We start from the raw sequence: 22,967 nt of genomic DNA, 5'->3' as shown, positions 1-22,967 counted from the left end.
GGACGACGCCACGGGGAGACGGCACGCCGTCACCCGCGTTGGCGTCGGCCGTCCCGCGCGGCCTCCGACCACCGCACGCCCGGTTTGGCGCACGGTGCGCTGGCAGGTCTTCGGACTCGCGGGCGCGGCCTCTCAGCCACCTACCGGCCGTCGCTTCCCAGGCCTCGCGGCCCAGTGCTTCGTTGACGGCTTTCGTTCCCACTCACCGCTGCGGGGCAGTCCCGGATTCACACCGGGTTCCCTGTTGCCACGGCCGTCCCGCGGGGGCGGCCGAACCAGCTGCGAGCAACACCATATATGGGAGGCATCGAGAAAGCGAACCACCATATGGTGTGTCGGCGTGTCGCGCGGGTCGCATCACCGTGCGTCACTGCCGACCGGCGGTCACGTGGTCGGGGTGTCCACCATGCGGCGGGCCCGGGCCGCTCGCTCCGGCGCCGGGAGCACGCTGCAGGTGGCGCAGAAGCTGCCGTCGCCGGTCTTGTACATCAGGCAGCAGGTGCGCCGATGGTGTACCTGCCAGCGGCTGTCACCGGCCGCCAGGTCCGCCACCACGCACAGGTCCCGGGTGCGCGGATGCCGGTCGAGCAGCGCGACGGTGTCGGTCACGAAGCGGGCCGGGTCGTCCTGCGTCCAGGAGATGCTGCGCATCGCGGTGGCGATACCGCTGGCGACGTTGCCCCACAGGGTGCGGCGGCCCACGCGGGTGACGCGGTGCCACGCGTCGATCGCCGGGGCGAAGTTCTCGTCCAGCATGCGCTCGACGAGCCAGCCCGTCGTCGTGTCGTCGCGGGGCCGGTCGCCGGCCGCATCACCGGCGAACGCGGCGTTGTCGAGGCGGCCGCCGGCGATGTGGATCCAGGTGCCGGCCGCCGCCGCGTCGACGATGCGGTCCTCGAGGAAGCAGCGGGCGAGGACGGGGCCGGTGACCTGGTTGACGTACTGGCAGAACAGCAGCGACGCGGCCGCGACGAGATGGCCGGTGTCCCGGGCGCGGGCGTGGTCCGCGACCAGCTCGTGCAGCATCGGGCCGGTCAGGACCGTCGCGTGGTGCCAGCCGGGTCCCTCGGGCACCCCGCGGGGTGCGGTGAACCGGGCACCGAGTTGCGGCCTGCTCATGCCGGGCCGTACTTCAGGGTCGGGGTGTCGGCGACGAGGTCGCGGCTGTGCGGGTGGACCGGGTTCGCGAGCAGGTCGGCGGTGGCCGCCTCCTCGGCGATCCGGCCGTGGTGCAGCACGATGACGCGGGTGCACAGCGCGGCGACGGCGACGAGGTCGTGGGAGATGAACAGGTAGCCCAGCCCCTCGGTGCGGTGCAGCTCGGCGAGCAGGTCGCGGATCTGTGCCTGCACCGGCAGGTCGAGTGCGGACAGCGGCTCGTCGAGCACCAGCAGCTTCGGCCGGGGTACCAGGGCGCGGGCGATGCAGACCCGTTGGCACTGGCCGGTGCTCAGCTCGTGCGGGTACCGGTGCCGGAGTGCGGGATCGAGCCCGACCCGCTCGAACAGCTCGGCCGCGGTCCGGCCGCCGGGGAAGTTGCGGGCGGGTTCGCCGACGCTGCGCCCGGCCGTCCACCGTGGATTGAGGGCGGCCCGCGGGTCCTGCTGGACGAGCTGGATGTCGCGGCGCCAGCGGCGCTCCCGGCCGGTGTGCCACAGCGAGCGGCGGATCGGCAGGTCGTTCCAGCGCAGGGTGCCGGTCGTCGGCCGGACCTGTCCCACGACGCACTGACCGACGGTGGTCTTGCCCGCGCCGGATGCGCCGACGAGGGCGACGGTCTCCCCCGCCGCGACCGTGAACGTGACGCCGGCCAGCACCTGCCGCCGGCCGTACACTTTGGACAGTCCGTCAACGCGCAGCATCGACGAGCCTCCGGGTGTACGGGTCGGCGGGTGCGGCGAAGACGTCCGCGGCGCTGCCCTGTTCGACCAGCCGCCCCTCGCGCAGGACGGCGACCCGGTCCGCGACCTGCGACACCAGCCGCAGGTCGTGGGAGATGAACAGCATGCCGATGCCGAGGGTGCGGCGCAGCGCGGCGAGCTCGGTCAGGATGCGGGCCTGGGTGCTCACGTCGAGGGCGGTGGTCGGCTCGTCGCAGATCAGCAGCCGGGGCCGGTTGATGACGGCGATGGCGATGCAGACCCGTTGCCGCATGCCGCCGGAGAGCTGGTGCGGGTACGCCCGCAGCAGCTCCGGGTCGAGCTGGACCCGCTCGAGGGTCTCGGCCGCGCGCCGCCGGGCCTCGGCCCGGCAGACGCGATGGTGGGCGCGGACGGTCTCGGTGAGCTGGGTGCCGATGGTCAGGACCGGGTTGAGGGCCGTGAGCGGGTCCTGCGTGATCAGGCTGACGTGCCGGCCGCGCACGCGGCGCCAGTCGGCGTCGGTCCAGCCGCCGGTGTCCGCGCCGAAGAGGGTCAGGCCGCCGGACACCGCCAGTGGCGGGCGGAGCAGGCCGAGCAGCGCTCCGGCGAGCGTCGACTTGCCGGAGCCGCTCTCGCCGACCAGGCCGAGGCACTCCCCCGCGCGCAGGTCGATGCTGACGCCGTCGAGGATGCGGGTCTCGCCGGCGTCGACGGTGAGACCGCCGAGGCGGGCCAGGACCGGCTCGTCCAGCGCGAGGACCGGCCGGGCGCTCCGGCGGCCGCGGGGGGCCGGCAGCCGCGGGCGGCGGGGTTCGAGCGCGTCGCGGACGGCGTCGCCGAGGTAGGTGACGGCGATGACGACGGCGACGATCGCCAGGCCCGGCGCGAGGAACATCCACGGCGCGTCCTCCACGAAGCCGCGCGCCTCGTTGAGCATGGCGCCCCACTCCGGGTCCGGCGGCCGCACGCCCAGGCCCAGGAACGACAGGCCGGCGATGGCGATGACGACCTCGCCGACGTCGACCATCGCGAGGATCAGGACCGGCCCGGCGAGCCCGCCCAGCACGTGCGTGCCGACGATCCTCCAGTGCGGGGTGCCGGCGATGCGGGCCGCGGCGACGTACGGCTCGTCGCGCAGCTGCAGCGCATAGCCGCGAACGACGCGGGCGTAGCCCGGCCACGACACGACGGTGACGGCGAGCACGAGCCCGGCGAGGCCGGCGTCGAGCAGCGCGGCGACCGCGATCGCCAGGATGAGCCGCGGGAACGCCAGCAGCACGTCGACGATCCGGGTGACGACCAGGTCGAGCCAGCCGCCGAGATAGCCGGCCGCCGCGCCGACGAGCGTGCCGGCGACCACCGTGACGGCGACGGTGACCGCCGCGGTCGCCAGGGAGGCCCGTCCGCCGAACAGCACGCGGGCGAGCAGGTCACGGCCGTAGTTGTCGGTACCGAACGGGTGGGCCGCGGAAGGCGGCAGCGACGCGTCGAGGTAGTCGACGGCGGTCGGGTCGGCGCCGGTCAGCCACGGCGCGGCGGCGACCGCCGCGACCACCACGGCGAGGACGAGCAGCAGCAGACCGGCCGGCCGGTCCTGACGCGGGACGGCCAGGAGGCGGCGCAGGGTTCTCACGCGGCCCCCTCGACGCGCACACGCGGGTCGATCAGCCGGTAGCCGAGGTCGACGACGAGGTTGACCAGCACGTAGGCGAGGGCCATGGCGAGCGTGAACGCCTGGATGACCGGGTAGTCCCGGCCGGTGATGGAGTCCACGACGTACCGGCCGATCCCCGGCCAGGAGAAGACGGTCTCCACGACGACGGCCCCGCCGAGCAGCCCGGACACGATGAGCCCGGCGTTGGTGAACACCGGCAGCAGGGCGTTGCGCAGGGCGTGGCGGAGCACGATGAGCCGCCACGGCAGGCCCTTGGCCTCGGCCGCGGCCACGTACGGCTGGGACAGGGCGTCGAGCAGGCCGGCCCGCAGCAGCCGGGAGACCGCGGCGGCGAGGCCGAGGCCGAGGGTCACGGCCGGCAGGACCAGGTGCGCCGGGGTGCCCCGGCCGTAGGTCGGCAGCCAGCCGAGCGCGACGGAGAACGCGTACATGAGCAGCAGCCCGAGCAGGAAGCCGGGAACCGAGACGCCCAGCAGCGTCAGCAGGCGGGCGACGCGATCGGCGGCGCGGCCGTGCCACACGGCACCGGCGATTCCGGCCGGTACCGCCACCACGACCATGACCACCAGGGCCGCCGCGGCGAGTTCGAGCGTCGCGGGCAGCCGCATCGCCAGCTCGTCCGTGACCGGTGCGCCGCTGCGCAGCGACGTCCCGAGGTTGCCGGACAGGACGTCGCCGAGCCAGTCCGCGTACTGCACCGGGTACGGCCGGTCGAGGCCGAGGTCCTGACGCAACGTGGCCAGGTCCTCCTCGAGCCGGCTGATGTCGGCGCCGGGCTCCACCATGGACAGCAGGATGGCGTGGCTCGGGTCGCCGGGGATCAGCCGGACCATCGTGAACAGCACGATCGAGATGCCGAGCAGGACGGGCACCGTCGCGGCGAGCCGCACGGCGAGGTAGCGCAGCATCGCGCCGGCTACCGGGCCAGCCACATGCCGGGCAGGATGCGCCGCGACAGGTTCGGGTCGGCGCCGTGGACCCGCGGGGTGTAGGCCGCGCCCCACTGCGTCGAGGCGTACAGGTACAGCAGCGCGACGTCGTCGAGCAGGATCCGCTGCACCTGCTGGGCCAGGTCGGCCTGCTTCGCCGGGTCGAACTCGGTGCCCAGCTGGTCGACGAGGGTGTCGACCCTCGGGTTGCTGTAGCCGCCGTAGTTGGACACGACGCCGGTGCGGTAGAACGAGCGCAGCTGCCCGGCGATGTCCCCGGTGGCCGAGCCGCACGAGCAGTAGGTGGCGATCTCGAAGTTGCCGTCGAGCATCATCTGGTTCGAGGCGGTCGTCTCCACGGGAGCCAGCTCGGTGGAGATGCCGACCTTCTTCCACTGGCTCTGCAGCGCGATCGCCAGCGGCTGGAACACCGTGTATGTCAAGATCTTGAAGTGCAGGCGGGTGCCGTTCTTCGCCCGTACGCCGTCGGGGCCGGGCAGCCAGCCGGCGGCGTCGAGCAGCCCGGCCGCCTTGGTCACGTCGGTCGCGGTGCCGGTGCTGATCGCGTACGGCAGTCCGGCCGGGAAGTGCCCGGTGGCCGCCTTGGCGTAGCCGTGGTTGAGCCCGTCGACCAGCTCCTTGCGGTCCGCGGCCAGGTCGAGCGCCTGCCGGACCGCCTTGTCCCGCAGCGCGGGGACCTTCTTCGTGTTCAGCCAGATGTTCCTGGTGGTGGGCGCCGGGGAGTGCACGGTGAACTTCGTGCCGGACTTCTCGTACTGCAGGCGCTGGTCGATCTCGACGTTGAACTCCGCGTCGGCGTCACCGGAGCGCAGCGCGAGCATCCGCGCCTGCGCGTCGGTACCCAGCCGCGCCTCGATCCGCTTGAGCTTGACGCCGCCCTCGGGCTTGTCCCAGTAGTCGGGGTTCGCCTCGGCGATCAGCGTCTCGCCGGGGACGAACTGGACCGGCTTCATGAACCCGGTCAGATCGGGGTTGCGGTTGAAGTCGTCGCCGCGGCGCTCGGCCTCGGCGGCGTTGTGGATGCCGTACGTCGTGAGCCGGAACGCCAGCCCCGGGTCCGGGGTCTTCGTGGTGACCCGCAGCGTCGTGGCGTCGACGGCGGCGAACTCCATCGCGCCGAGGATCGACTTGGCGCGGGTGTTCTTCGCCTTGTGCCGCTCCAGCGATGCCCGCACCGCGGCGGCGTCCACCGGCGCCCCGCTCCAGAACTTCACGCCGCCGCGGAGGGTGAACTCCCAGGTCGTCGGGGTGACGGACTTCCAGGCGGTGGCCAGGCCGGGCCGCAGCGTCGCGTCGTCGTTCTGCACGACGAGGGACTCGGCGAGGCCGTTCTCGAGGATCCGCTGCGCGTCGATGTGGATCGGGTCGAGCGAGCGCGGCATGTTCACGGTCAGGAACCGCAGCGTCTGCTCGGCCGCCGGCTCGCCGGACGGCGCCGCCGGGCCGCTCGCGCCGCAGCCGGACAGGAACAGGGAGATGGCGACGGCAAGTGCCGCCGCACGGGAAAAGGACCGCATGCGGGAGTTCCGCCTTCCAGCACCTCGTGGACGGTGGTGTACACGTACGTGCCGTGGCCGGTCTCCTGGCTGACGGGAGGCGCGTTCCCGGCCGGCCTTCCCAGGCATCGCTGCCCAGTGACCCCACGAGGGTGAAGGCCGGGAACTCCCGATCACAGTGGCGAGGGCCGCGCCGGCATCACACCGGCTTCCCGATCACCACGGCCCCGGCAGCCTAAGGCGGTCGTCGCGGTCCCGACAAGGAAGATCCAGCATGAAACTGCCCACAGCGCGCCGGCCGCCCTCGCCGTTGCCGGAGCGGTCCCGTGCAACGAACGCCGGGCGTGGCTTCGTGAACGGGGTGTGCAGGTGACGTTCGAGGAATTCCTCGCCGCCCGGTTGCCCGCCCTCACGCGGTACGCCACGGCGCTCGCCGGTGATCCCGACGCCGGCGCCGACGTGCTGCAGGACGTGCTCGTGAAGGCGCAGCCCCGGTGGTCGAAGATCGCTGAACTGGAGTCCCCGGAGGCGTACGTCCGGCGGATGGTCATCAACGAGCTGACCTCGGCTCGAAGACAGCTCGCGGCGCGGCTGCGCCGGGAGCGCGTGCACCACGCCGCCGAGCCGGCCGCGGCCGACGGCCATGACGAGCGGATCGCGCAGCGGGACGCGCTGGTCCGGCTCATCCGTGACCTTCCCGCGCGCCAGCGGATCGTGATCGTGCTGCGGTATCTCGAGGACATGGCCGACGCCGACATCGCCGTGCTCATGGGCTGCTCGATCGTCACCGTCCGCACCCAGGCCATGCGTGGCCTGGCCACCCTGCGCGCAGTACTGCCCCAACCCAGCCTTGAGGAGCAACGATGAGCTACGAGGACGACGCGATCCGCGGCGCGATCGCCACCATCGCCGACCGGGCCCACGCACCGCAGCGCATCGCGGCGGCCCTCGACGTGCGGACGCGGGTCATACGCCAGCGCCGCCTGGTGCTGCGCGCCGCCGGGGCCGCGGTGGCGGTGGCGGCGGTCGGAGGCGGCCTGGAGGTGTACCGCTCGACGGCCAGGCCCGGGCGGCCCGAGGAGCCCGGCTCCCCGAAGGCCCCGGGCGGCTTCCCGAAGGTCTCGGGCGGGCCGGGCGGCGGCTGGCTGGAGGCCACCGCGACCTGGCGCCCCGGGTTCCTGCCCGACGGCTACGGCCAGGTGATGGCCTCGGTCCTGGTGTCCGGCGGCGCCGCGGCCGCCACGAGCCGCGGCTGGGCCCCCGCGCCGGGCACCGACACCACGGGCGCGACCGTGACCCTGATCATCGGCGACGACGACCCGCTCCGTCACACCGGGGGGACCGTGTCGATCAACGGCGTCGAGGCCGAGGTGCTGGACCGCATCGAGGCCGCGTCCGGCGTGACGTGGGTGCCGGCGGGCGGTCAGCGGGTGACGGTGATCGTGACCGGCTCGGACCGCACGGTGGAGCGCGACATGGCGGTCGCGGTGGCCGAGTCCCTGCGCCCGGACTCGACGAAGATCGCGGTGGGCCCGCGGCTCGGCTTCCTGCCGGACCCGTTCACGTCGGGGTCGTGGTGGTACACGGCGCGCGCCGACCTGTACGGGCCCGCGTGGACCGTCGACCTGGCGGTGAACGGCCCGGGCAGCTCGCTGACGCTCGTGTGGGGCCCGGCGGTCCGACGCTCGTTCGACCCGGCGGGTGCGCAGCGGGTGCGGGTGCGCAACGCCGACGGCCTGCTGAGCCGGGACGGGAACGAGCTGTTCGTGCCGCAGGACGGCTACAACCTGGAGATCACGGCTCCGCAGGCCGGGCTGCAGCTGCCGAGGATCGCCGAGGGCCTCGAGGTCGGCCCGGTGCCGGACATCAGCTGGTACGGCTCCCGCTGATCGGCGCCCGCCGCGGGACGGCCGCGTGGACCCCACGCGGCCGGGCCCGCCGTCAGCCGAAGCGGCCGCGCACGTAGTCGGCGGTCCTCGGGTCGCGGGGCGCGCCGAACATCGCCGGCGTCGGGCCGAACTCGACGACCCGGCCGGGCTGGTGCTCCTCGGCGAGGAAGAACACGGCCTGCTGCGAGACGCGGGCGGCCTGCTGCATGTTGTGCGTGACGATGACGATCGTGACGTCCTCGACGAGCTCGGCGATCGTCTCCTCGATGACCCGCGTCGAGGTCGGGTCGAGCGCCGAGCACGGCTCGTCCATGAGCAGCACCTTCGGCCGGATGGCGAGCGACCGCGCGATGCACAGCCGTTGCTGCTGGCCGCCGGAGAGCGCGCCGCCGGGCTGGCGGAGGCGGTCGCGGACCTCGCGCCACAGCCCGGCGCGCACGAGGCACTCCTCGACGATCTCGTCCTTGACCGCGCGCGAGGCCCGCCGGCCGGTCAGCTTGAGGCCGGCGACGACGTTGTCGTAGATGGACATGGCCGGGAACGGGTTGGGCTTCTGGAAGACCATGCCGATCTGGCGGCGCGCCTCGGTGAGCTTGCGGCCCGGATCGTAGATGTCCTCGCCGTCGAGCAGCACCTGCCCGGCCATCGACGCCGACGGCACCAGCTCGTGCATCCGGTTGAGGATCCGCAGGAACGTCGACTTGCCGCACCCCGACGGCCCGATCAGCGCGGTGACCTCGCCCGCGCGCATGTGCAGCGAGACGCGGTCGAGGACGAGGTGGTCGCCGAACCAGGCGGTGACGCCGACCGCGCGGAGTCCGGCCAGCTGCCGATGGCTGTGGTACGAGTCCGCTACGACGAGCTCTGGTTCGGCGATGTCCATGGCGTTGCGTCTCCTCCGCTTCGATCTTCCCGGCCGGTCTCGCTCGCGCGCCGGCTCACAGCAGGTTGGGCAGCATCCGGACGGTCTGCTCGGCGACCATCAGGCCGAAGACCGCGAGCAGGGGCAGGAAGACCACCCAGGTGCGCACGGCGCCCCAGCGGTGCCGGGACCACACGAAGCCGACCGCGCCGGCGACGAGGCCCTGCAGGCCCATCACGAGAATCCACAGCGACGACGTGTCCCCGGCCAGCGCCTGCTCCTGCGGGCTGATGGAGCCCGGGCGCAGCGGGCGGGGCGGGCTCGGCCGGACCTGCGACACGAGCACCGCGTCGACCCGCAGCACGCCGTCGGGCAGGAACGGCACGCCGACGGCGGTGACGAGCGTGAGCCGCCCGGCGCCGGGCGCGACCGGCGGCGGCACCGCGTCGCCGGCGCGGCGGCTGCCGGTCACGCGGTACGTGGACTCGCCCTGCCCGGTGAGCACGGTGATGCGGTCGTCCGGCTGCAACTGCTCGATGCGGCCGAGCGGGCCGCCGTACGCCGCGGCGCGGCCCATGATGATGGCGGTGCCGGCCTGGCCGGGCAGCGCGCTGTCGCGCTGGTGCCCGGGCCCGTACATGAGCACGCCACTGGTCGTGCCCTCCGACACGACCTCCTCCAGGTGCAGCGCGGGAATGCGCAGGACGCCCACCGGCGTGCCGAGCGGGATGAGGGTGCCGTCGCGGAGCTGGCCCACGGGCGCCGTGCCCCGGGCGAGGTCGACGCGCAGCGTGTCCATGCCGGCCTTCTGCTTCGAGGCGTGCACGAGCTGGCTGATCCCGGTGATGTTCACCGCGAGCCCGAGCAGGACGGAGGCGAAGACCAGCAGCGCGGAGCCGGCGAAGTACCGCCAGGCGGGGGCGGGCTCCGGGGCCGGCGGCGGGTACGCGGCCGCGTACCGCGCGGGCTCGTAGTCCGGCGGCTCCGAGCGTACGGGCAGCAGTGCGGTCACGGGCCGGCCTCCCTGAGCTTGTGGTCCGGTGCCGGGGCGGCTGCGCGCTCCGGCACCGTTGATGCGGGTGGTGCTGGTGTTGCGGGTGGTGCTGGTGTTGCGGGTGGTGCGGTTCGTCAGGGCCCGGATCAGGCGGTGACGTGGATCGTCACGGCGCTCGACGTGCCCGGGCGGACGTTGGCGTCACCGGAGTAGACCGCGACCAGCTGGTGGTCGCCGGCGGGGCTGAGGCCCGGGACGATCGCGACGGCCACGCCCAGGACGAGCCGGGCCGAGGCGACGACCGCCGAGCCGTCCTTGATCTGGATGGTGCCGGTCGGGATCTTGCCGTTGGTCGCGGTCACCTGGACCAGCGCGACCAGCGGCTTGTTCACCTTGACGGTGGTCGGGAACGCGAAGAACCCGCTGCCGGAGGTGGCCCGGCCGTCCCACCGCCACTGCAGGGCGTCGTAGAACCGGTCGGCCGGCCAGTCGGCCGGCTGCGCGGCGCGGGTGGCGGCCGAGATGTCGATCGGCGTCACCCAGGAGGCGAGGAGGTTGAAGTCGGCGTCCGCGCAGGCGCCGACGATGCTGAAGGCACCGGTGGCGACGGTGGTGCCCACCGGCTTCGCGGCGTCCTCCGGCGAGAGCCCCACGTCCGACGTGTTCGCCGGGAGGATGCCCTTGACGATGTTCTGCACGCCGCCGTCGTTGAACGTCCCGGCCTGCACCGGGATGGCGAGGTCGCTGCCGAGGGTGACGACCGGGGCCAGCGGCGCGCCGTTGACCACGATGTTCGCCTCGTCGCCCACCTTGGAGAGGGCGTCGACGTAGTACGTGGAGCCCGCGGGGCAGTTGGTGGCCGGGACGGCCAGCGTCACGGTGTCGGCGGGGTTGCCGGCGCCGAACTGGAAGCTGCCGGAGAGCGGCTTGACGGTGACGGTGCTGCCGCCGGTGGCCGCCTGGGCCGGAGCGCCGAGCGCGCCCAGCAGCAGCGACGACGAAACCGCCGCCACGATTAATGCCCGCTTGGACAGGTTCACAGGGAGGGGTCCTTTCGGTGCGCCGCTACGCGGCAGGGGGTTGGTTGGACTTGCCGTATCGCCGGCCGAGGACCACGAGCCCGAGGCCGGCGACGATCAGTGCGGCGGCGCCGCCGGCCAGCCCGGCGAGGGCCGGGCCGGTCTTCGGCAGGTCGCCCGAGGGCGGTGAGGACGGGGTGGGGCTCGGCGTCGCGCCCGGAGGCACGCTGACGGTGATCGTCACGGAGCCGTTGTCGTCGGCCGCGGCGGCTCCGGCGGCGAACAGGCTGCCGAGCAGCAGCAGGGCGAGCGCGGTGACGGCAAGGCCGGTTCGACGGATCACAGCTTCTCCTCCATTCGCGCCGGCTCGGACTCGAGCTCGGGACGGGATGCCGCCAGCCGGTCGGCGGCGGCGCGCCGCTCCTCGAGCCGGCCCCGCTCGACGGCCGCGGCCAGGGTCCGCGCGGCGGCCCGGCGGCGCCGGCGCAGGACGATGACGGCCAGCACGACCAGGGCGGCGAGCAGGACCAGCAGGACGAGCTGGCTCCACGGCATCGCGAACAGGCCGGCGCGGCGCCGGCCCGTGCCGAGGCCGGCGGCGGACAGGGACTCGGTGTACCTGTCGCCCTTGACGGCGGACGGCGTGACCGTCACGTCGGCGCCGAGCGGGCCGAGCGGGGCGACGCCCCGGATGGTGACGGTGTACTGCAGCGACTGGCCCGGCAGCAGCTCGGCGACGGGCGGCCCGGCGGCGCTCGCGAGCCGGCCTCCGCTCGCCCCGGTCACCGCGGCGAGCTGGGCGGCGGCCAGCCGGACGTTGCCGGTGTTGCGCAGCGTGTACTCCACGGTGACGTCGCCGCCGGCGAACGGGTTCGGCGAGTGGTGGTACCGCGCGTCGATCCGGGTGATCCCCAGCGACGGCGCGAGCTTGCCGTGCACCCGCAGGTAGATCCGGGCGCCGATCCGGTTCTCCACGACCACGGGGCCCTGGCCCGCCCGCTGCAGCGCGGCGACGATGCCCCCCGCGTGGTCGCCGGGGGTGCCGTTGGCCGGAATCGCCAGCGTGAACGGGACGTTGACGGTCGCGTTGGCCGGAATCGTGACGGTGGACTGCGTCAGCGCGACCCAGGCACCGACGTCGGTCGGCTTCCGGTCGCCGGCGAGCAGGTCGAAGCCGCCCGTGGGCGTGTTGACGGCGTCGCTGGCGTAGACGCGGAAGGTCGCGGGCGCGGCGCTGAAGTTGCTGACCGCGACGACATCGCGCAGCGTCTGGCCGGGGTCCGCCTCGAACGTGAACGCGGCGCGCCCGTCGGGCCCCTTGTCCGTGCCCGGCGCCACCGACCAGGTGACGGAGCTCTTCGCCGCCGGCGTGCCCGGGCCGGGCGGCGGGCTCGGCGGCGCCGCGCCCGCGGGCTGGGCCACTCCCAGCAGCGCCGGCAGGGCCGCGACGACGGCAACCAGCCGGATCCGGCGCAGCGTGCGGGATTGCCTCATGAGGTTTCACGTCCGTTCGCGCTCGCGGTCCTGGTCCGGGCGGGCGGCCGGTTCGCCGCCCACCCGGTGGTGCGGCCGGGTCAGATCGCGGTGATCGTGACCGTGGCGTGGTACGTGTCGCCCGGCGTGGTCGCCGGGAACTGCAGACCCAGGTCGGCGCCGAGCTTGGCCGTGCCGATGCCGCTGCCCTCCGGCGCCGCGGCGAGCGTCGCCCCGGCCCCGATGAGCCCGGGCGTGCTGCCCGGGGCGATCGCCGTACCGGCCGTCACGCCCTGGCCCTGGCTCTGGGACAGGACCTGCGGGGTCCAGCCCAGCGCGGTGCCGGGGAACGAGTGCTCGGCGTTGTCGCCGACGAAGGTGTCGGAGACCTTGCCGTTGACGTTCCAGCCGAGCGTGTCGCCCGTCCGGTTGTCGGTGACGGTGACCAGCGCGACGCCGGCCTGCTCGGTGACGAAGTCGTCCCCGACCCGCGAGGCCTCCGGCAGCGCGACGGTGCCCGTCGCGTCGACGGTGAGCGTCAGCGCTCCGGTACCGGTGGACGGCACGGTCGTCTGCAGGGGGACGGTGCCCGACTGGCCACCGCCGCCCCCTTCCTGGGTGATCTGGTAGCTCAGCGCGGTGGTGGAGCCGGTGTAGGCCGCGGTGTCGTCCGGCGTGAAGACGGCCTTCAGCGTGTGGCCGCCGACCGCCAGGGTGTTCGTGCTCAGCGATGCCGCGCCGGCCGTGACCGCCTTGGCGCCGAGCGAGGTGGCGCCGTCGAAGAACTCGACGGAGCCCGCCGCGGCCGGCGGCGTGACGGTGACCGCGAGGTTCACGGTCGTGCCCGCCGTCGCCGACCCGGCCGGCGACGCGGTCAGCGCCACCGACGTGGGCGTCGCCTCGCCGCCCGGCGTACCGAACGACCAGCTCCACTGCAGGTTGTCGTACGGGCGGTCGCCCGGCCAGCCCGAGGGCTTCGGGGCCCGGGTGGCCGCCTGCAGGTGCACCGCCGCGATGTCCGACTGCCCGGTGATCGCGCCGTTCGGGTCCAGGCACACCGAGAGGATGCTGAAGTCGCCCTCGGCGATCTTGGTGCCGGCCGGCCTTGCCGCGTCCTGCGGCGACAGCTGCTCGTCGGTGGTGCCCGCCGGCAGGATCGTCTTGACGATGTTCTGGATGCCGGGGTCCTGGAACGTGGCACCGTGCTGCGGCACCTGCAGGATCGGGGTGTTGCTGTCGCGCACGACGATGCCGTTCACGGTCATCGGCGCCCCGCTCTCGAGCACCGTGTCCTCGAGCCCCGGCAGGCTGAACGCGTCCAGGTAGAAGTCCGACCCGGCCGGGCAGGCGCCGCCCGGGGTGATCTGCAGCAGATCGGCGTCGTTGCCCACGCCGAACTGGAACTGCCCTGACTGCGGCGCGAAGGACAGCGCGCCGGTGCCGGCGGCGGCCATCGCCGGCGTCACGGCGACGCCGACGAGCACAATCGCTCCCACAGACGCCGCGATCAGGCGATGGGTGTTGTTCACGATAGGTTCTCCTCTCTGCCGAGCCATCGAGCGATGGCGGCATTCGGCCGGGCCGTCGAACCTGCTGCGCGGGCGCGCGGCCCCCGCGACCGGGCGTCGAGCGCAGCGTCGTCCGGCCGGACCCGGCGGGCTCGGCTGGACAGGAGCGTGGTGGCCCCGGGCCGGATGGCCGTGCGGGGAGGCACGGCCATCCGGTGTTTCCGGTGTGGCGATGGGGCGACGACTACTTCTTGCCCTTGATGCTGGTGTCGCCGCAGTTCGCGTTGGTCAGGAAGCCGAACAGGTTGATGGTCGACTTCGGCGTGCCGGTGCAGACCAGCGCGCTGTTGCTGACGAAGATCTCCTTGAGCGCCGGGTCGGCGGTGAGGCCGGTGACCGACGTGGTCTTGAAGACGTTGTAGACCGAGCGCTGGTACGCCGACGGCCAGCTCGCGTTGATCTGGCCGCTGACGATCGGCGCCTGGCTGGCGAGGCTCAGCAGCTTGGAGCTGCCGCGACGGTCGGTGACGCCCGTCGTGACGTGGTTGGTCTGCGCGATGTTCTGCGCGATCGAGATCGGGATGATCTCGGTGTACAGGGTGGTGCCGACGGTCGGGTCGGTCAGGACCGTGCCGTCGTGCTCCTGCAGCGCCGAGCCGTCGGAGATCTTGGTGTCACGGACGCAGCCGCCCGACGCCGGCGCCTTGTTGACGTCGGCCTCGGTGATCCCGACGGCGGTGAGCCAGAACGAGCGGGTGCCCGAGTTGGCCTGCGGCACGTACGGCGCGATGGTGTAGGTGGTGCTGCCGACCGTGATGGTCTTGGTGACGCACTTGTAGATGTCCTGCAGCTGGGCGATGGTCAGCCCGCTCGGGTACTTCTGGTCGAGCCCGCCGCCGGACTTGACCCCCGGCGCGACGGCGTCGATGCCGAACGGGATGAAGGTGAGGTCCGTGTTCGACGTGTCGTTCGGGCCGCGCGAGGAGCGGGCGAAGGTCAGGGCGTTGGCCGGGACCGGGCCGGTGCCCTCGCCACCGAGGTTCAGGGAGTCACGCAGGGCGGTGATGCCGGCGCCGGAGCCGTCCGGGCGGGCGAACGAGCCGGTGGCGCAGTTCGTGGTGATGGGGCTGGTGCCGCGGGCGTTCCACGACTCGAACTTCTTGCCGCTGCTCGAGACGATGATCTCGGACAGCTTCTGCATGACGTCCTGCGTCGTGTCCGAACCGGCGCCACAGTAGACGGCGCCCGTGGGCGGCGCCGGGTCGGCCGAAGCCGGGCCCGCGGTCAGACCGACGACGACCAGCGTCGCCATCGGGATCGCGGCGGCCACCGCGATCGCCTTGTTGAGCTTGAACACTGCGGTTTCCTCCTCAGGAACCGCCTACCGGCCTGTCCGGTAGACTGCACTCCCGGTCTGCCCCTCCCTCTCTGAGGGGCAGGCCGGTCTTGCCACCGCCCGGGGGTGCCGGGCGGAGCCTCTGCGGGCCGCGTCGTGTGCGGCCCTCGGGAAGGTCTGCGCTAGGTGCCACTCGGCCGGCGCCGGGGCCGCACGAACGGCGCCGCGAAGGCTGAGGCCAGCCCCGCGCCGAGTCCGAGGAGCAGGACCCACGGGGGCAGGACGGCCGGATCGTCCGGGGTCCGTCCCGACTGCACGACCGCGACCGGCTCCGGGCCGCGGCTCGACCGGGCCGGCGCCGCCGAGGGCACCGAGCCGCGGGCGGGCACGCTGCCGGCCGCCGACGGTGCCGTGCCCGCGTTGCCGCCGTTGGTGTTCGGCTGCGGGCCCCCGCCCTCGTTCGCCGGCGGTTCGTCGTCCGGGTTGCCGTAGCCGGCGACGTGACCCGTCCGGATCTCCGTGGCCGCGGCCTTCGCCTGCAGCTTCAGGGTCAGCGGCAGCGGCGTGTAGCCCGGCGGCAGCTGCCCGAAGGCCAGGCCCCGCGTCTGGCCGGCGCCGGCGGCGTACTCGACGAACTTGGCGAGCTGCTCGCGGGCCGTGGGGTCGGCCGCGGTGTCGATGTCGGCGACCGAGACCGCCGCGTAGGTGAGCATGGGCAGCGGGTAGGCGCCCGCCGCCGACGCGGCCGGGTTGGCGACCTTGACCCGGGGATCGTCCGGGTCGCCGGCCATCGCCGCGGCGGCGGTCTGCAACGACGCGTCGCCGGGGGCGACGAAGTGACCGCTCGCGTTGCGCAGGCTCGCCGTGGACAGGCCGAAGCGGGCCGCCTCCGCGGTGGAGGTCACCGAGATCATGAACCGCTCGCCGACGTTCTGGGTGCCGATCTTCGTCCAGTGCGCGATGCCCGGCCCGTTGGTGATGGGGTCGCGGTTGTCGACGTCGTCCGGGCGGTACCACCGCGACGGCGCGACGCCGCCGGGCTTGCCGGTGAGCGTGCGCCGGGCGGCGTCGGCCAGGTTCTCCGCGTAGGGGGCGGCGTCGATCACGCAGACCGGTGTCGCGCCGTCGGCCTTCTCCTCGGCGGTGGGCGCGGTGCACGTGGGGTCGGAGGCCGGGAAGTTCTCGACCGGCAGCGCGATGCCCTTGTAGTTGGGGTTGACCGTCATGCCCCACGGGTCGGCCTGGCCGTCGAGGAAGGCGCGCGCGTCCTTGTCGGCGTTCACCCACTCCCACAGCGCCCGGGTGGCGTCGGCGTTCTCCAGCACGACGACCGGCGCCGCGGACGACGGCCCGCCCCGCGAGCCCAGCCACTTGATCTCCGGGTTGACGGCGACCACGTCCGGGTCCTCGAACAGCGTCGCCGGGTTCTTCGCGAGGTAGGCGGGCTTGCCGGAGGTCTTGTCGAGGTCCGGAACCGCGTACCGGTACGACTCGCTCAGCAGCTTGGCGACGATGCGCGGCGTGAGGTTGAGCCGGGGCAGCCGCGAGCCCCGGATGTCCTGCTCGGCCTGCGGGGTGTCGGGGGTGGTCACGTACCGCTCGATGTTGAAGGCGACGGCCACGCCCGACAGCGCCACCGGTGCGTAGGCGATGGGATGCTCGTCGTCGCGCCGGGCGGGCCGGCTGACGAGCGCCGCCCGCGTGCTGCCCGGGATCGAGCTGACGATCGTGTTGCGGGCGACCGTCTCCGCGACCGTCGTGAGGCTGTACGGCACCTTCTCGGTCGAGCACAGCGTCGGCGCCCAGTTGACGAACGCGATCTGGGCCGCGTTGCTGCCGATGATCCGGCGCTGGGCGGTGCCGAGCGGGCACGCGTCGCCGACCGGCCGGAAGTCGAGCCGGGCCGCCAGCCGGTGCTTCCAGGTGGCCGCGGTGAGCGGCGAGGAGAGGTTCCGGCCGGTGCCGCCCGGCCCGGTGACGCTCGTGCCGGGGGCGTAGCCGTCGTCGATCTCGCCGCGCGGCACGATCACCAGCCAGCACGGGCGCCCCGTCGGGTGGCCGGAGTCGCCGACCGGGGCGCCGCAGCCCAGCCACGGCGACTCCAGCGAGGTCTGCAGCTCGAAGGTCTGCTCGCCCGAGCCGTCCAGCCGTGCGGTGGCGTACGGCTGCTCGTTGGACTCGGCGTCGCCGAACACGCCGCCGCCGGCCCGGTTCACCGCGCCGCCGAACGGCGCGACGAAGCCCTTGTCGCCCGCGGCCACGTCGGGCCAGCCGCTGGCGACCGGGTAGAACGGCACCGAGCCGCCGGTGATGTTCCCGGCGTTCGCGAAGTAGTTCAGCGGCTGGCCGCCGCGGCCGGTGGCCGCCCGCTCGTCGACGTCGGCCCGCAGCGCCGTGCGGGTGCGGGTGTAGCCGCGCAGCGGGCCCCCGGCGGCCGGATCGGGGTGGTTGATCCGGCCGAGGTCGGTGTCGTCGTACGCGCCGAACTCGCAGGTCTCCCGGGCGGGCGCCGGCCGGCCGGCCGGGGCGGCCGGGTCGTCGCCCCAGCACTGCATGATCTGCAGGTAGCTCGAGAAGAACTCGGTGGAGAACTGCCGGGCCGGCAGGCCGGTCCAGCTGACGGTGATCGCCTGGTTGGTCAGGTCCCTGGTCTGCGACACCGTCACCTTGAGATTCGGAAACGCGCTGTCGCCCTGGAGCGTGACCGCCGAGTCGGTGACCGGCGTGCCGGTGTACTCGACCTTGCCGATGCTCGGGTCGTCGGCCGCGGACACGGCCGAGATGTAGCCGACCTCGCCGAGGAGCATGACGGCCACGCCGGTGGCGACCCCGATGAGGGTCCGGCGGCGCCACGACATGGTGCGCGGCAGGGCGGGGGTCGGGCTCACGATCGCCTCCGCAGGATCCAGGACGCCAGGCCGGGTCCGAGCACGAGCACGAGCACGGCTATCCCCGCGATGACCATCAGCGTCTGGCTGGCGGTCCAGCCGCCGCTGGACGGCAGGGCTATCGGCACGGCCGCCACGTTCGGGTCTCCCCCGCCGCTGCCGCCGCCCGTGGTGACGTACTGGTCGGTGAGCGGGTCGTAGCTCACCGACGGCGCGGCGCTGGGATCGCCCGCGGCGCCCGGGGAGCCCGCGCCGCCGGTGCCCTGCCCGCTGTTGCCGGCGGTGTTCTGCCCGCCGGAGGCCGCCTGATTGACCGGCGTGCCCTGGTTCTTCTTGCCGCCCGTGCCGGTGGTGCACTGGCTCGGGCCCTGCTTGTCGCACGCCTGCGGCTGGGGCGCGATGTCGGCCAGGCGATTGTGGCCGTCGGGCGTGAACGTGGGGTTGTTGCACGACTCGAGCGGCTTGCTGGCCGGCTCGGCGCCGGGGATCTTCTTGATCTGCTCGAAGCTCGCCTCGACCAGGTTCTTCGGCAGCGGCGAGTAGCCGAGATCGGGCGCCTGCTGCTGGCCCTCGCACTCGAAGAAGGTGCTGAACCTGGCCAGCGTCCGGCCCTTGTCGGTGGAGAAGTTGCCGGTGACCGTCGTGGGCAGGATGAAGTACGAGTACGACGACATCGGGTACGCCCGCGGGTCCGTGAACGTGTAGACGTCGGAGAGGTCCTGCGTGAGGTACACGGAAGGATCTGCGCTGTTGTTGTTGATCTTTGCCTTGAGCAGCGCGACCGCGACGTTGAGCGGCGTCGGCTCGACGTAGTAGCCGCCCCGGTTGAGCATCTTCACGACCGGGTAGTTGGCGTTGATCGCGTAGGAGTACTGCACGTAGCCGATCGCGCCCTCGGAGTAGCTCTGCGCGACGTAGCTGGCCACGCCCAGGTCGCCGGCCTTGGACACGGCGCCCGGGAAGTTCGGCCAGTACGACGCCGCGCCGTTGCCGCAGCCCCGGCTCCGGCAGAAGTTGCTCCACACGGACGCCTGCTGGGCCTGCATCCACAGGCTGAACTGGGCGCTGCTGCCGGAGCCGTCGGAGCGGATGACCGGCACGATCTTCTGGGCCGGCATGGTCAGGCCCGGGTTGTCGTTCTTGATCGCCTGGTCGTCCCAGCGCGTGATGCCGCCGGTGAAGATCTTCGCGATGACCTCGCCGGACAGCCGCAGGTTGGTGACCTGCCGGCCGGCGATCTTCAGGTTGTACATGAAGCTCGTGCCGCCGGCGACGATCGGCATGTACGCGTACGTCCCCGGCGTCGGGTTCTCCGGCGAGCCGCCGTCCGTCGGGTGCTGCTGGAACGGGATGTCCGAGGCGGCGAAGTCGACGGTGTGCTGCAGGAAGCGCTGGCGCCCGTCCGAGGAGCCGTTGGCGGCGTAGTCCACCCGGATGCCGTTCTGGTGCACGGCGCTGACCCACTGGTTGATGGCGTTCGCCGCCCAGCTCGAGCCGGCGCCGTTGATCGGCACGTTGCCGTCCGCCCGGGCCGGCGGGGCCGCGCCCAGGACGATGAGCAGGCTGCCGAGGCCCGCCAGCACCGGCCGCCAGGCCGATCGGGCCCGGCGGGCGGCGTCGCTGCGGTTCATGAGGCGTCTCCAGGGTCGCTCGGGTACGACTCGTGGTCGTCGTGGGCCGTCAGCTGATGGCGCGCCGCTTCCTGGCGCCGCATGCGCTCGAGGTCCTCGGCCGAGCGCCGGGTGTTGCGCCGGGCCTGCAGGGTGCCGACCCGGCCGGGCGGGCGGCCGGCGAAGGCCCGGGCCAGCGCGAAGAGGGTCACCACGATCACCATGAGCAGGGCCGCGGCGCCGAAGCCGCGCTGCTGGTAGAGCGGCTCGCCGGACCGGACGAGCTGGAAGGTGAGCAGCGGCAGCGACACCTGCGGGCCGCTGAACGGGTCGGCGTTGAGATACACCGTGTAGCCCGCCGTGAGCAGGACCGGGCTCGTCTCGCCGATGCCGCGCGCGGTACCGAGGATGATGCTGGTGAGCAGGCCGGAGCGCGCGGTCGGCAGCACGACATACCACACCGTTCGCCAGCGCGGCGCGCCCAGCGCCTCCGACGCCTCGCGCAGGTTGCCCGGCACCAGCCGCAGGACCACGTCGGCCGCCCGGATGATGATCGGCAGCATCATCACGCTGATCGCGCAGGCGGCGGCGAAGCCCGACGACGGGAAGCCTGCGATCAGGATGAGCGTCGCGTAGATGAACAGCCCGGCCACGATCGAGGGCAGCGCGGTCATCGCCTCGACGATCGTGCGCACCAGGCGGGCGCCGCGGCCGCCGATCTCGGTGAGGTAGACGGCGCAGGCCAGCCCGAGCGGGATGGTGATCAGCAGCGCGATCGAGATCATCTCGAGGGTGCCGACGACGGCGTGCAGCACGCCGCCGCGCTCGAGCGAGTCGCGCGGGCCGGTGCCGGCCAGGTCCTCGGTGAAGAAGTTCAGGTGCCACAGCGCCGGCAGGCCCTTCCAGAGCGTGAAGCCGACGACGTCCAGCAGGCCGATCAGCAGGACCAGGCCGGCGCTGCCGAGGATCACCGTCCAGACCCGGTCCAGCGCCTCCGGGCCGCCGCCGGCGAGCCGGGACAGCACCGCGTAGGCGGCGATGAACACCGCGTACGCCACGATCACGAAGCCGGCGAAGCCGCTGAACGGGGCGAGCCAGGCGAACAGCAGGACCGCCACGCACACGCCGGTGCACAGCGATCCGAGCAGGTTGTACGCGTCGTCGGCCCGGATCGCGTGCAGTGCGCGGCGCACCGGCACGGGCCCGAGGTCGCGCGGCAGGACGGTCTGCGCCCCGGCCGGCGGGTCCTGCACGGTGGGCTCCCACATGTCGACCTGGGTGTCCGCCCGCCCGGCGACCGGCTGCCACGAGGTCGCGGTGCCCAGCTCCGCGTCGGCGCGCTCGCGCTCGCCGGGGTGGCCCATCGAGTCGACCGTCATCTCAGGCCTCGCTCTGCGCGCCGGAGCGGGACCGCGCGACGATCGTCGAGGCCGCGAAGTTCACGACCAGCGTGATGAGGAACAGCGCCAGGCCCGCCGCCATGAGCGCCGACAGGCCGAAGCCCGACGCGTCGCCGTACCGCAGCGCGATGAGGCTGGAGACCGAGTTCGTGCCGACCTGCAGGATGTGGATCTGCACGTCGAAGACCTGGGAGATCACCATGTAGACCGCGATCGTCTCGCCCAGGGCCCGGCCCAGGCCGAGCATCGTGCCGCCGATGATGCCGCCGCGGCCGAAGGGCAGCACGACCGAGCTGATCATGCCCCAGCGGGTGGCGCCGAGCGCGTACGCGCCCTCGCGCTCGCCGGCCGGGGCCTGGCTGAAGGCCTCGCGCATCACCGAGCACTGGATGGGCGCGACCATCAGCGACACCGTCAGCCCGGCGACGAACGCGCTGGCGGTGTAGACGCTGGCCGAGCCCAGCGGGTCGGTGGGGTCCGCCCCGTCGACGTGCAGGATCGGGATCCAGCCGAACCAGGTCGCGAGCCACCGCGCCACGCCGACGACGGCGCCGTTGAAGAACAGCAGGCCCCACAGGCCGTACACCACACTGGGCAACGCCGCCATGAGGTCGACGAGGGAGACCAGCCACGGCTTGAGCCATCGCGGCGCCACCTCGGAGATGAACAGCGCGGTGCCGATCGCCAGCGGCACGGAGACGCACACGGCGACGAGCGCGATGAGGACGGTTCCGGTGAGCACCGCGGCGATGCCGAACTGCCGGACGTCGGGCTGCCACTTGGCGGTGGTGAGGAACCCGAGGCCGGCCGCCCGCAGCGCCTCGGCCGCCCGCAGCGCCAGGAACAGCCCGATCGCGGCCATGACACCGAAGACGAGCAAGCCGGTGAGGCGGGAGCCGCCGCGGAACAATCGGTCGGCGAGGGCCGACGAGGCACGCACGGCGCGCGGGCGCGGTTGCTCCTCGGCCGTCGTCGATTGCTGGCTCATCGGTCCCCTCCCCGGCTGCGTGTCTGTCACTGCCGAACGTGGCATCGCCCGATTCCCGGCTCGGTTGCCGCCCGGAAAAGGTCATGCGGACACGCGGCGGCGAGCGCCGTCGCGTGGGATTGGCGGATGTCGGTCGTGTGGTCAGTCGGTGGTCGGGCGCCAGAACCGCCCCCGGCGACCGAGGGTCTCGTCGATGACGGCCGATGTGGCGCTGTCCATGAACCGCCGGGTGGCGGCCTCGCAGGTGGTCCGCAGCTCGTAGCCGTGGGCGGCTACGGCCAGCACACCGAGCTCGGCGTCAATGATCGACCAACGCCATCGGCGAGTCACATCGCGAGCCACCGCGACGGTGCCGGCGGCGGCGCGGCTGCGGACGTGCTGCGCGGCCTCGGCCGCCGCCTGCACACCGGCAAAACTCACCGGCGAAACGCCGAGAATCCGGTTGTTGGCGCCAACCAAGCGCCAGATCACCTGGCCACCACGCGTCCGATGGAATTGGTATCGCACTAATCAGCTCGCACCTCCGTGGTACTGGCACGCCATTGTCGAGGCAACGTGCTCAGGTCTCGCGAACGCATCGATGCTGCGTCACGGTGGTGTATCGGCGAAACGCGGAACGGGTGAACAGGGACGTAATGAGATTGCTCCGCCCGGTAAAACCGCCGATCTTGAAGTCGCGCGGATTCGCTAAAGGCGGCATTGACCTGCACTAACGGTCCGCTTAAGGTCGACCGGCCCCCGCCGGGGCCCGGAATTTCGCGTCACGTGACGGATGGCGGCCCATTGGCTGTCGGCGGCGATTTGCGACTGATAAGGTGTCTGCCGGTCAGCCCAATCGAAGCCGATGGCACCTGGGCCCTATTGGCGTACCCAGATTCAAATCACTGGAACGAGCAGGTCAACGCCACCAGCCGAGATCACCGCGCCGAGCGGTTGAATTGGCGATCTTCCATATCTAGAGATCAACGGCGTCCCTCCGCCGACCCTCCGGGACCACTATCGTTCGGAACCGAATGC

General features: G+C 73.0%; 19 protein-coding genes and 2 riboswitches. Of the genes, 2 read left to right on the top strand and 17 right to left on the bottom strand.

What is annotated here, in order from left to right; translation table 11 throughout:
* Positions 1–84: 84 nt before the first annotated feature.
* Positions 85–295, bottom strand: a riboswitch (cobalamin riboswitch).
* An 89-nt stretch (positions 296–384) separates the two neighbouring features.
* From AC6JBM_RS03975 to AC6JBM_RS03955, 5 genes are read right to left on the bottom strand one after another with little or no spacing between them, the layout of a single operon-like run.
* Positions 385–1,119, bottom strand: coding sequence for a hypothetical protein (locus AC6JBM_RS03975; RefSeq protein ID WP_497982258.1), 735 nt, complete (start codon positions 1,117–1,119; stop codon positions 385–387).
* Entirely contained in the window at positions 1,116–1,862 is a 747-nt protein-coding gene (locus AC6JBM_RS03970) for an ABC transporter ATP-binding protein (RefSeq protein ID WP_497982257.1), read from the bottom strand. The genes AC6JBM_RS03975 and AC6JBM_RS03970 overlap by 4 nt, the downstream gene beginning before the upstream one ends.
* Positions 1,849–3,495: a dipeptide/oligopeptide/nickel ABC transporter permease/ATP-binding protein gene (locus tag AC6JBM_RS03965; protein WP_497982256.1), complete on the bottom strand. Its 1,647-nt coding sequence runs from the start codon at positions 3,493–3,495 to the stop codon at positions 1,849–1,851. The genes AC6JBM_RS03970 and AC6JBM_RS03965 overlap by 14 nt, the downstream gene beginning before the upstream one ends.
* Positions 3,492–4,469 carry a nickel ABC transporter permease gene (nikB, locus tag AC6JBM_RS03960; RefSeq protein ID WP_350623902.1) on the bottom strand — a complete coding sequence of 326 codons (978 nt, stop codon included), beginning with the start codon at positions 4,467–4,469 and terminating at the stop codon, positions 3,492–3,494. Before nikB ends, AC6JBM_RS03965 begins: the two co-directional genes overlap by 4 nt.
* Positions 4,454–6,004 carry an ABC transporter substrate-binding protein gene (locus AC6JBM_RS03955; protein ID WP_497982255.1) on the bottom strand — a complete coding sequence of 517 codons (1,551 nt, stop codon included), beginning with the start codon at positions 6,002–6,004 and terminating at the stop codon, positions 4,454–4,456. The genes nikB and AC6JBM_RS03955 overlap by 16 nt, the downstream gene beginning before the upstream one ends.
* Positions 6,005–6,042: 38 nt before the next feature.
* Positions 6,043–6,222: riboswitch (cobalamin riboswitch) on the bottom strand.
* 130 nt (positions 6,223–6,352) lie between these two features.
* On the opposite strand from AC6JBM_RS03955, the gene AC6JBM_RS03950 reads away from it, so the two are divergent.
* Both AC6JBM_RS03950 and AC6JBM_RS03945 read left to right on the top strand, forming a co-directional pair.
* Entirely contained in the window at positions 6,353–6,850 is a 498-nt protein-coding gene (locus tag AC6JBM_RS03950) for a SigE family RNA polymerase sigma factor (protein WP_497982254.1), read from the top strand.
* Entirely contained in the window at positions 6,847–7,872 is a 1,026-nt protein-coding gene (locus tag AC6JBM_RS03945; protein WP_497982253.1) for a hypothetical protein, read from the top strand. Before AC6JBM_RS03950 ends, AC6JBM_RS03945 begins: the two co-directional genes overlap by 4 nt.
* Positions 7,873–7,924: 52 nt before the next feature.
* Here AC6JBM_RS03945 and AC6JBM_RS03940 read toward each other — a convergent pair whose 3' ends face one another.
* The 12 genes from AC6JBM_RS03940 to AC6JBM_RS03885 all read right to left on the bottom strand — a co-directional run bounded on the left by AC6JBM_RS03940 (position 7,925) and on the right by AC6JBM_RS03885 (position 22,421).
* Positions 7,925–8,755, bottom strand: coding sequence for a phosphate ABC transporter ATP-binding protein (locus AC6JBM_RS03940; protein WP_497982252.1), 831 nt, complete (start codon positions 8,753–8,755; stop codon positions 7,925–7,927).
* Between the two features lie 55 nt (positions 8,756–8,810).
* Positions 8,811–9,746 carry a class E sortase gene (locus AC6JBM_RS03935; RefSeq protein WP_497982251.1) on the bottom strand — a complete coding sequence of 312 codons (936 nt, stop codon included), beginning with the start codon at positions 9,744–9,746 and terminating at the stop codon, positions 8,811–8,813.
* Between the two features lie 128 nt (positions 9,747–9,874).
* Positions 9,875–10,741 (bottom strand): Ig-like domain-containing protein, encoded by an 867-nt coding sequence (locus tag AC6JBM_RS03930; protein WP_497982250.1) that lies wholly within the window; start codon positions 10,739–10,741, stop codon positions 9,875–9,877.
* A gap of 52 nt (positions 10,742–10,793) precedes the next feature.
* Positions 10,794–11,090 (bottom strand): hypothetical protein, encoded by a 297-nt coding sequence (locus tag AC6JBM_RS03925; protein ID WP_497982249.1) that lies wholly within the window; start codon positions 11,088–11,090, stop codon positions 10,794–10,796.
* A complete protein-coding gene (locus AC6JBM_RS03920; protein ID WP_497982248.1) occupies positions 11,087–12,241 on the bottom strand; it encodes a WxL protein peptidoglycan domain-containing protein in 1,155 nt (384 codons plus the stop codon). The genes AC6JBM_RS03925 and AC6JBM_RS03920 overlap by 4 nt, the downstream gene beginning before the upstream one ends.
* Before the next feature lie 80 nt (positions 12,242–12,321).
* Complete coding sequence (locus tag AC6JBM_RS03915) at positions 12,322–13,749, bottom strand: Ig-like domain-containing protein (RefSeq protein ID WP_497982247.1); 1,428 nt, start codon at positions 13,747–13,749, stop codon at positions 12,322–12,324.
* 223 nt (positions 13,750–13,972) lie between these two features.
* On the bottom strand, positions 13,973–15,085 hold the full coding sequence (locus tag AC6JBM_RS03910; protein ID WP_497982246.1) for a hypothetical protein: 1,113 nt from the start codon (positions 15,083–15,085) through the stop codon (positions 13,973–13,975).
* Positions 15,086–15,246: 161 nt separating this feature from the next.
* Positions 15,247–17,952, bottom strand: a complete 2,706-nt coding sequence (locus AC6JBM_RS03905) for a hypothetical protein (protein WP_497982245.1) — start codon at positions 17,950–17,952, stop codon at positions 15,247–15,249.
* Entirely contained in the window at positions 17,949–19,583 is a 1,635-nt protein-coding gene (locus tag AC6JBM_RS03900) for a phosphate ABC transporter substrate-binding protein PstS (protein WP_497982244.1), read from the bottom strand. Before AC6JBM_RS03900 ends, AC6JBM_RS03905 begins: the two co-directional genes overlap by 4 nt.
* Positions 19,580–20,941: a phosphate ABC transporter permease PstA gene (gene pstA / locus AC6JBM_RS03895; protein WP_497982243.1), complete on the bottom strand. Its 1,362-nt coding sequence runs from the start codon at positions 20,939–20,941 to the stop codon at positions 19,580–19,582. Before pstA ends, AC6JBM_RS03900 begins: the two co-directional genes overlap by 4 nt.
* 1 nt (position 20,942) lies before the next feature.
* Positions 20,943–21,950 (bottom strand): phosphate ABC transporter permease subunit PstC, encoded by a 1,008-nt coding sequence (gene pstC / locus AC6JBM_RS03890; RefSeq protein WP_497982242.1) that lies wholly within the window; start codon positions 21,948–21,950, stop codon positions 20,943–20,945.
* Between the two features lie 141 nt (positions 21,951–22,091).
* The gene (locus AC6JBM_RS03885) at positions 22,092–22,421 is read right to left on the bottom strand and encodes a hypothetical protein (protein ID WP_497982241.1); all 330 of its coding nucleotides are present in this window, start codon (positions 22,419–22,421) and stop codon (positions 22,092–22,094) included.
* Between the last annotated feature and the right edge of the window lie 546 nt (positions 22,422–22,967).

The organism is Dactylosporangium thailandense (assembly GCF_059739745.1).
This window is presented reverse-complemented; position numbering and strand designations above follow the sequence as displayed.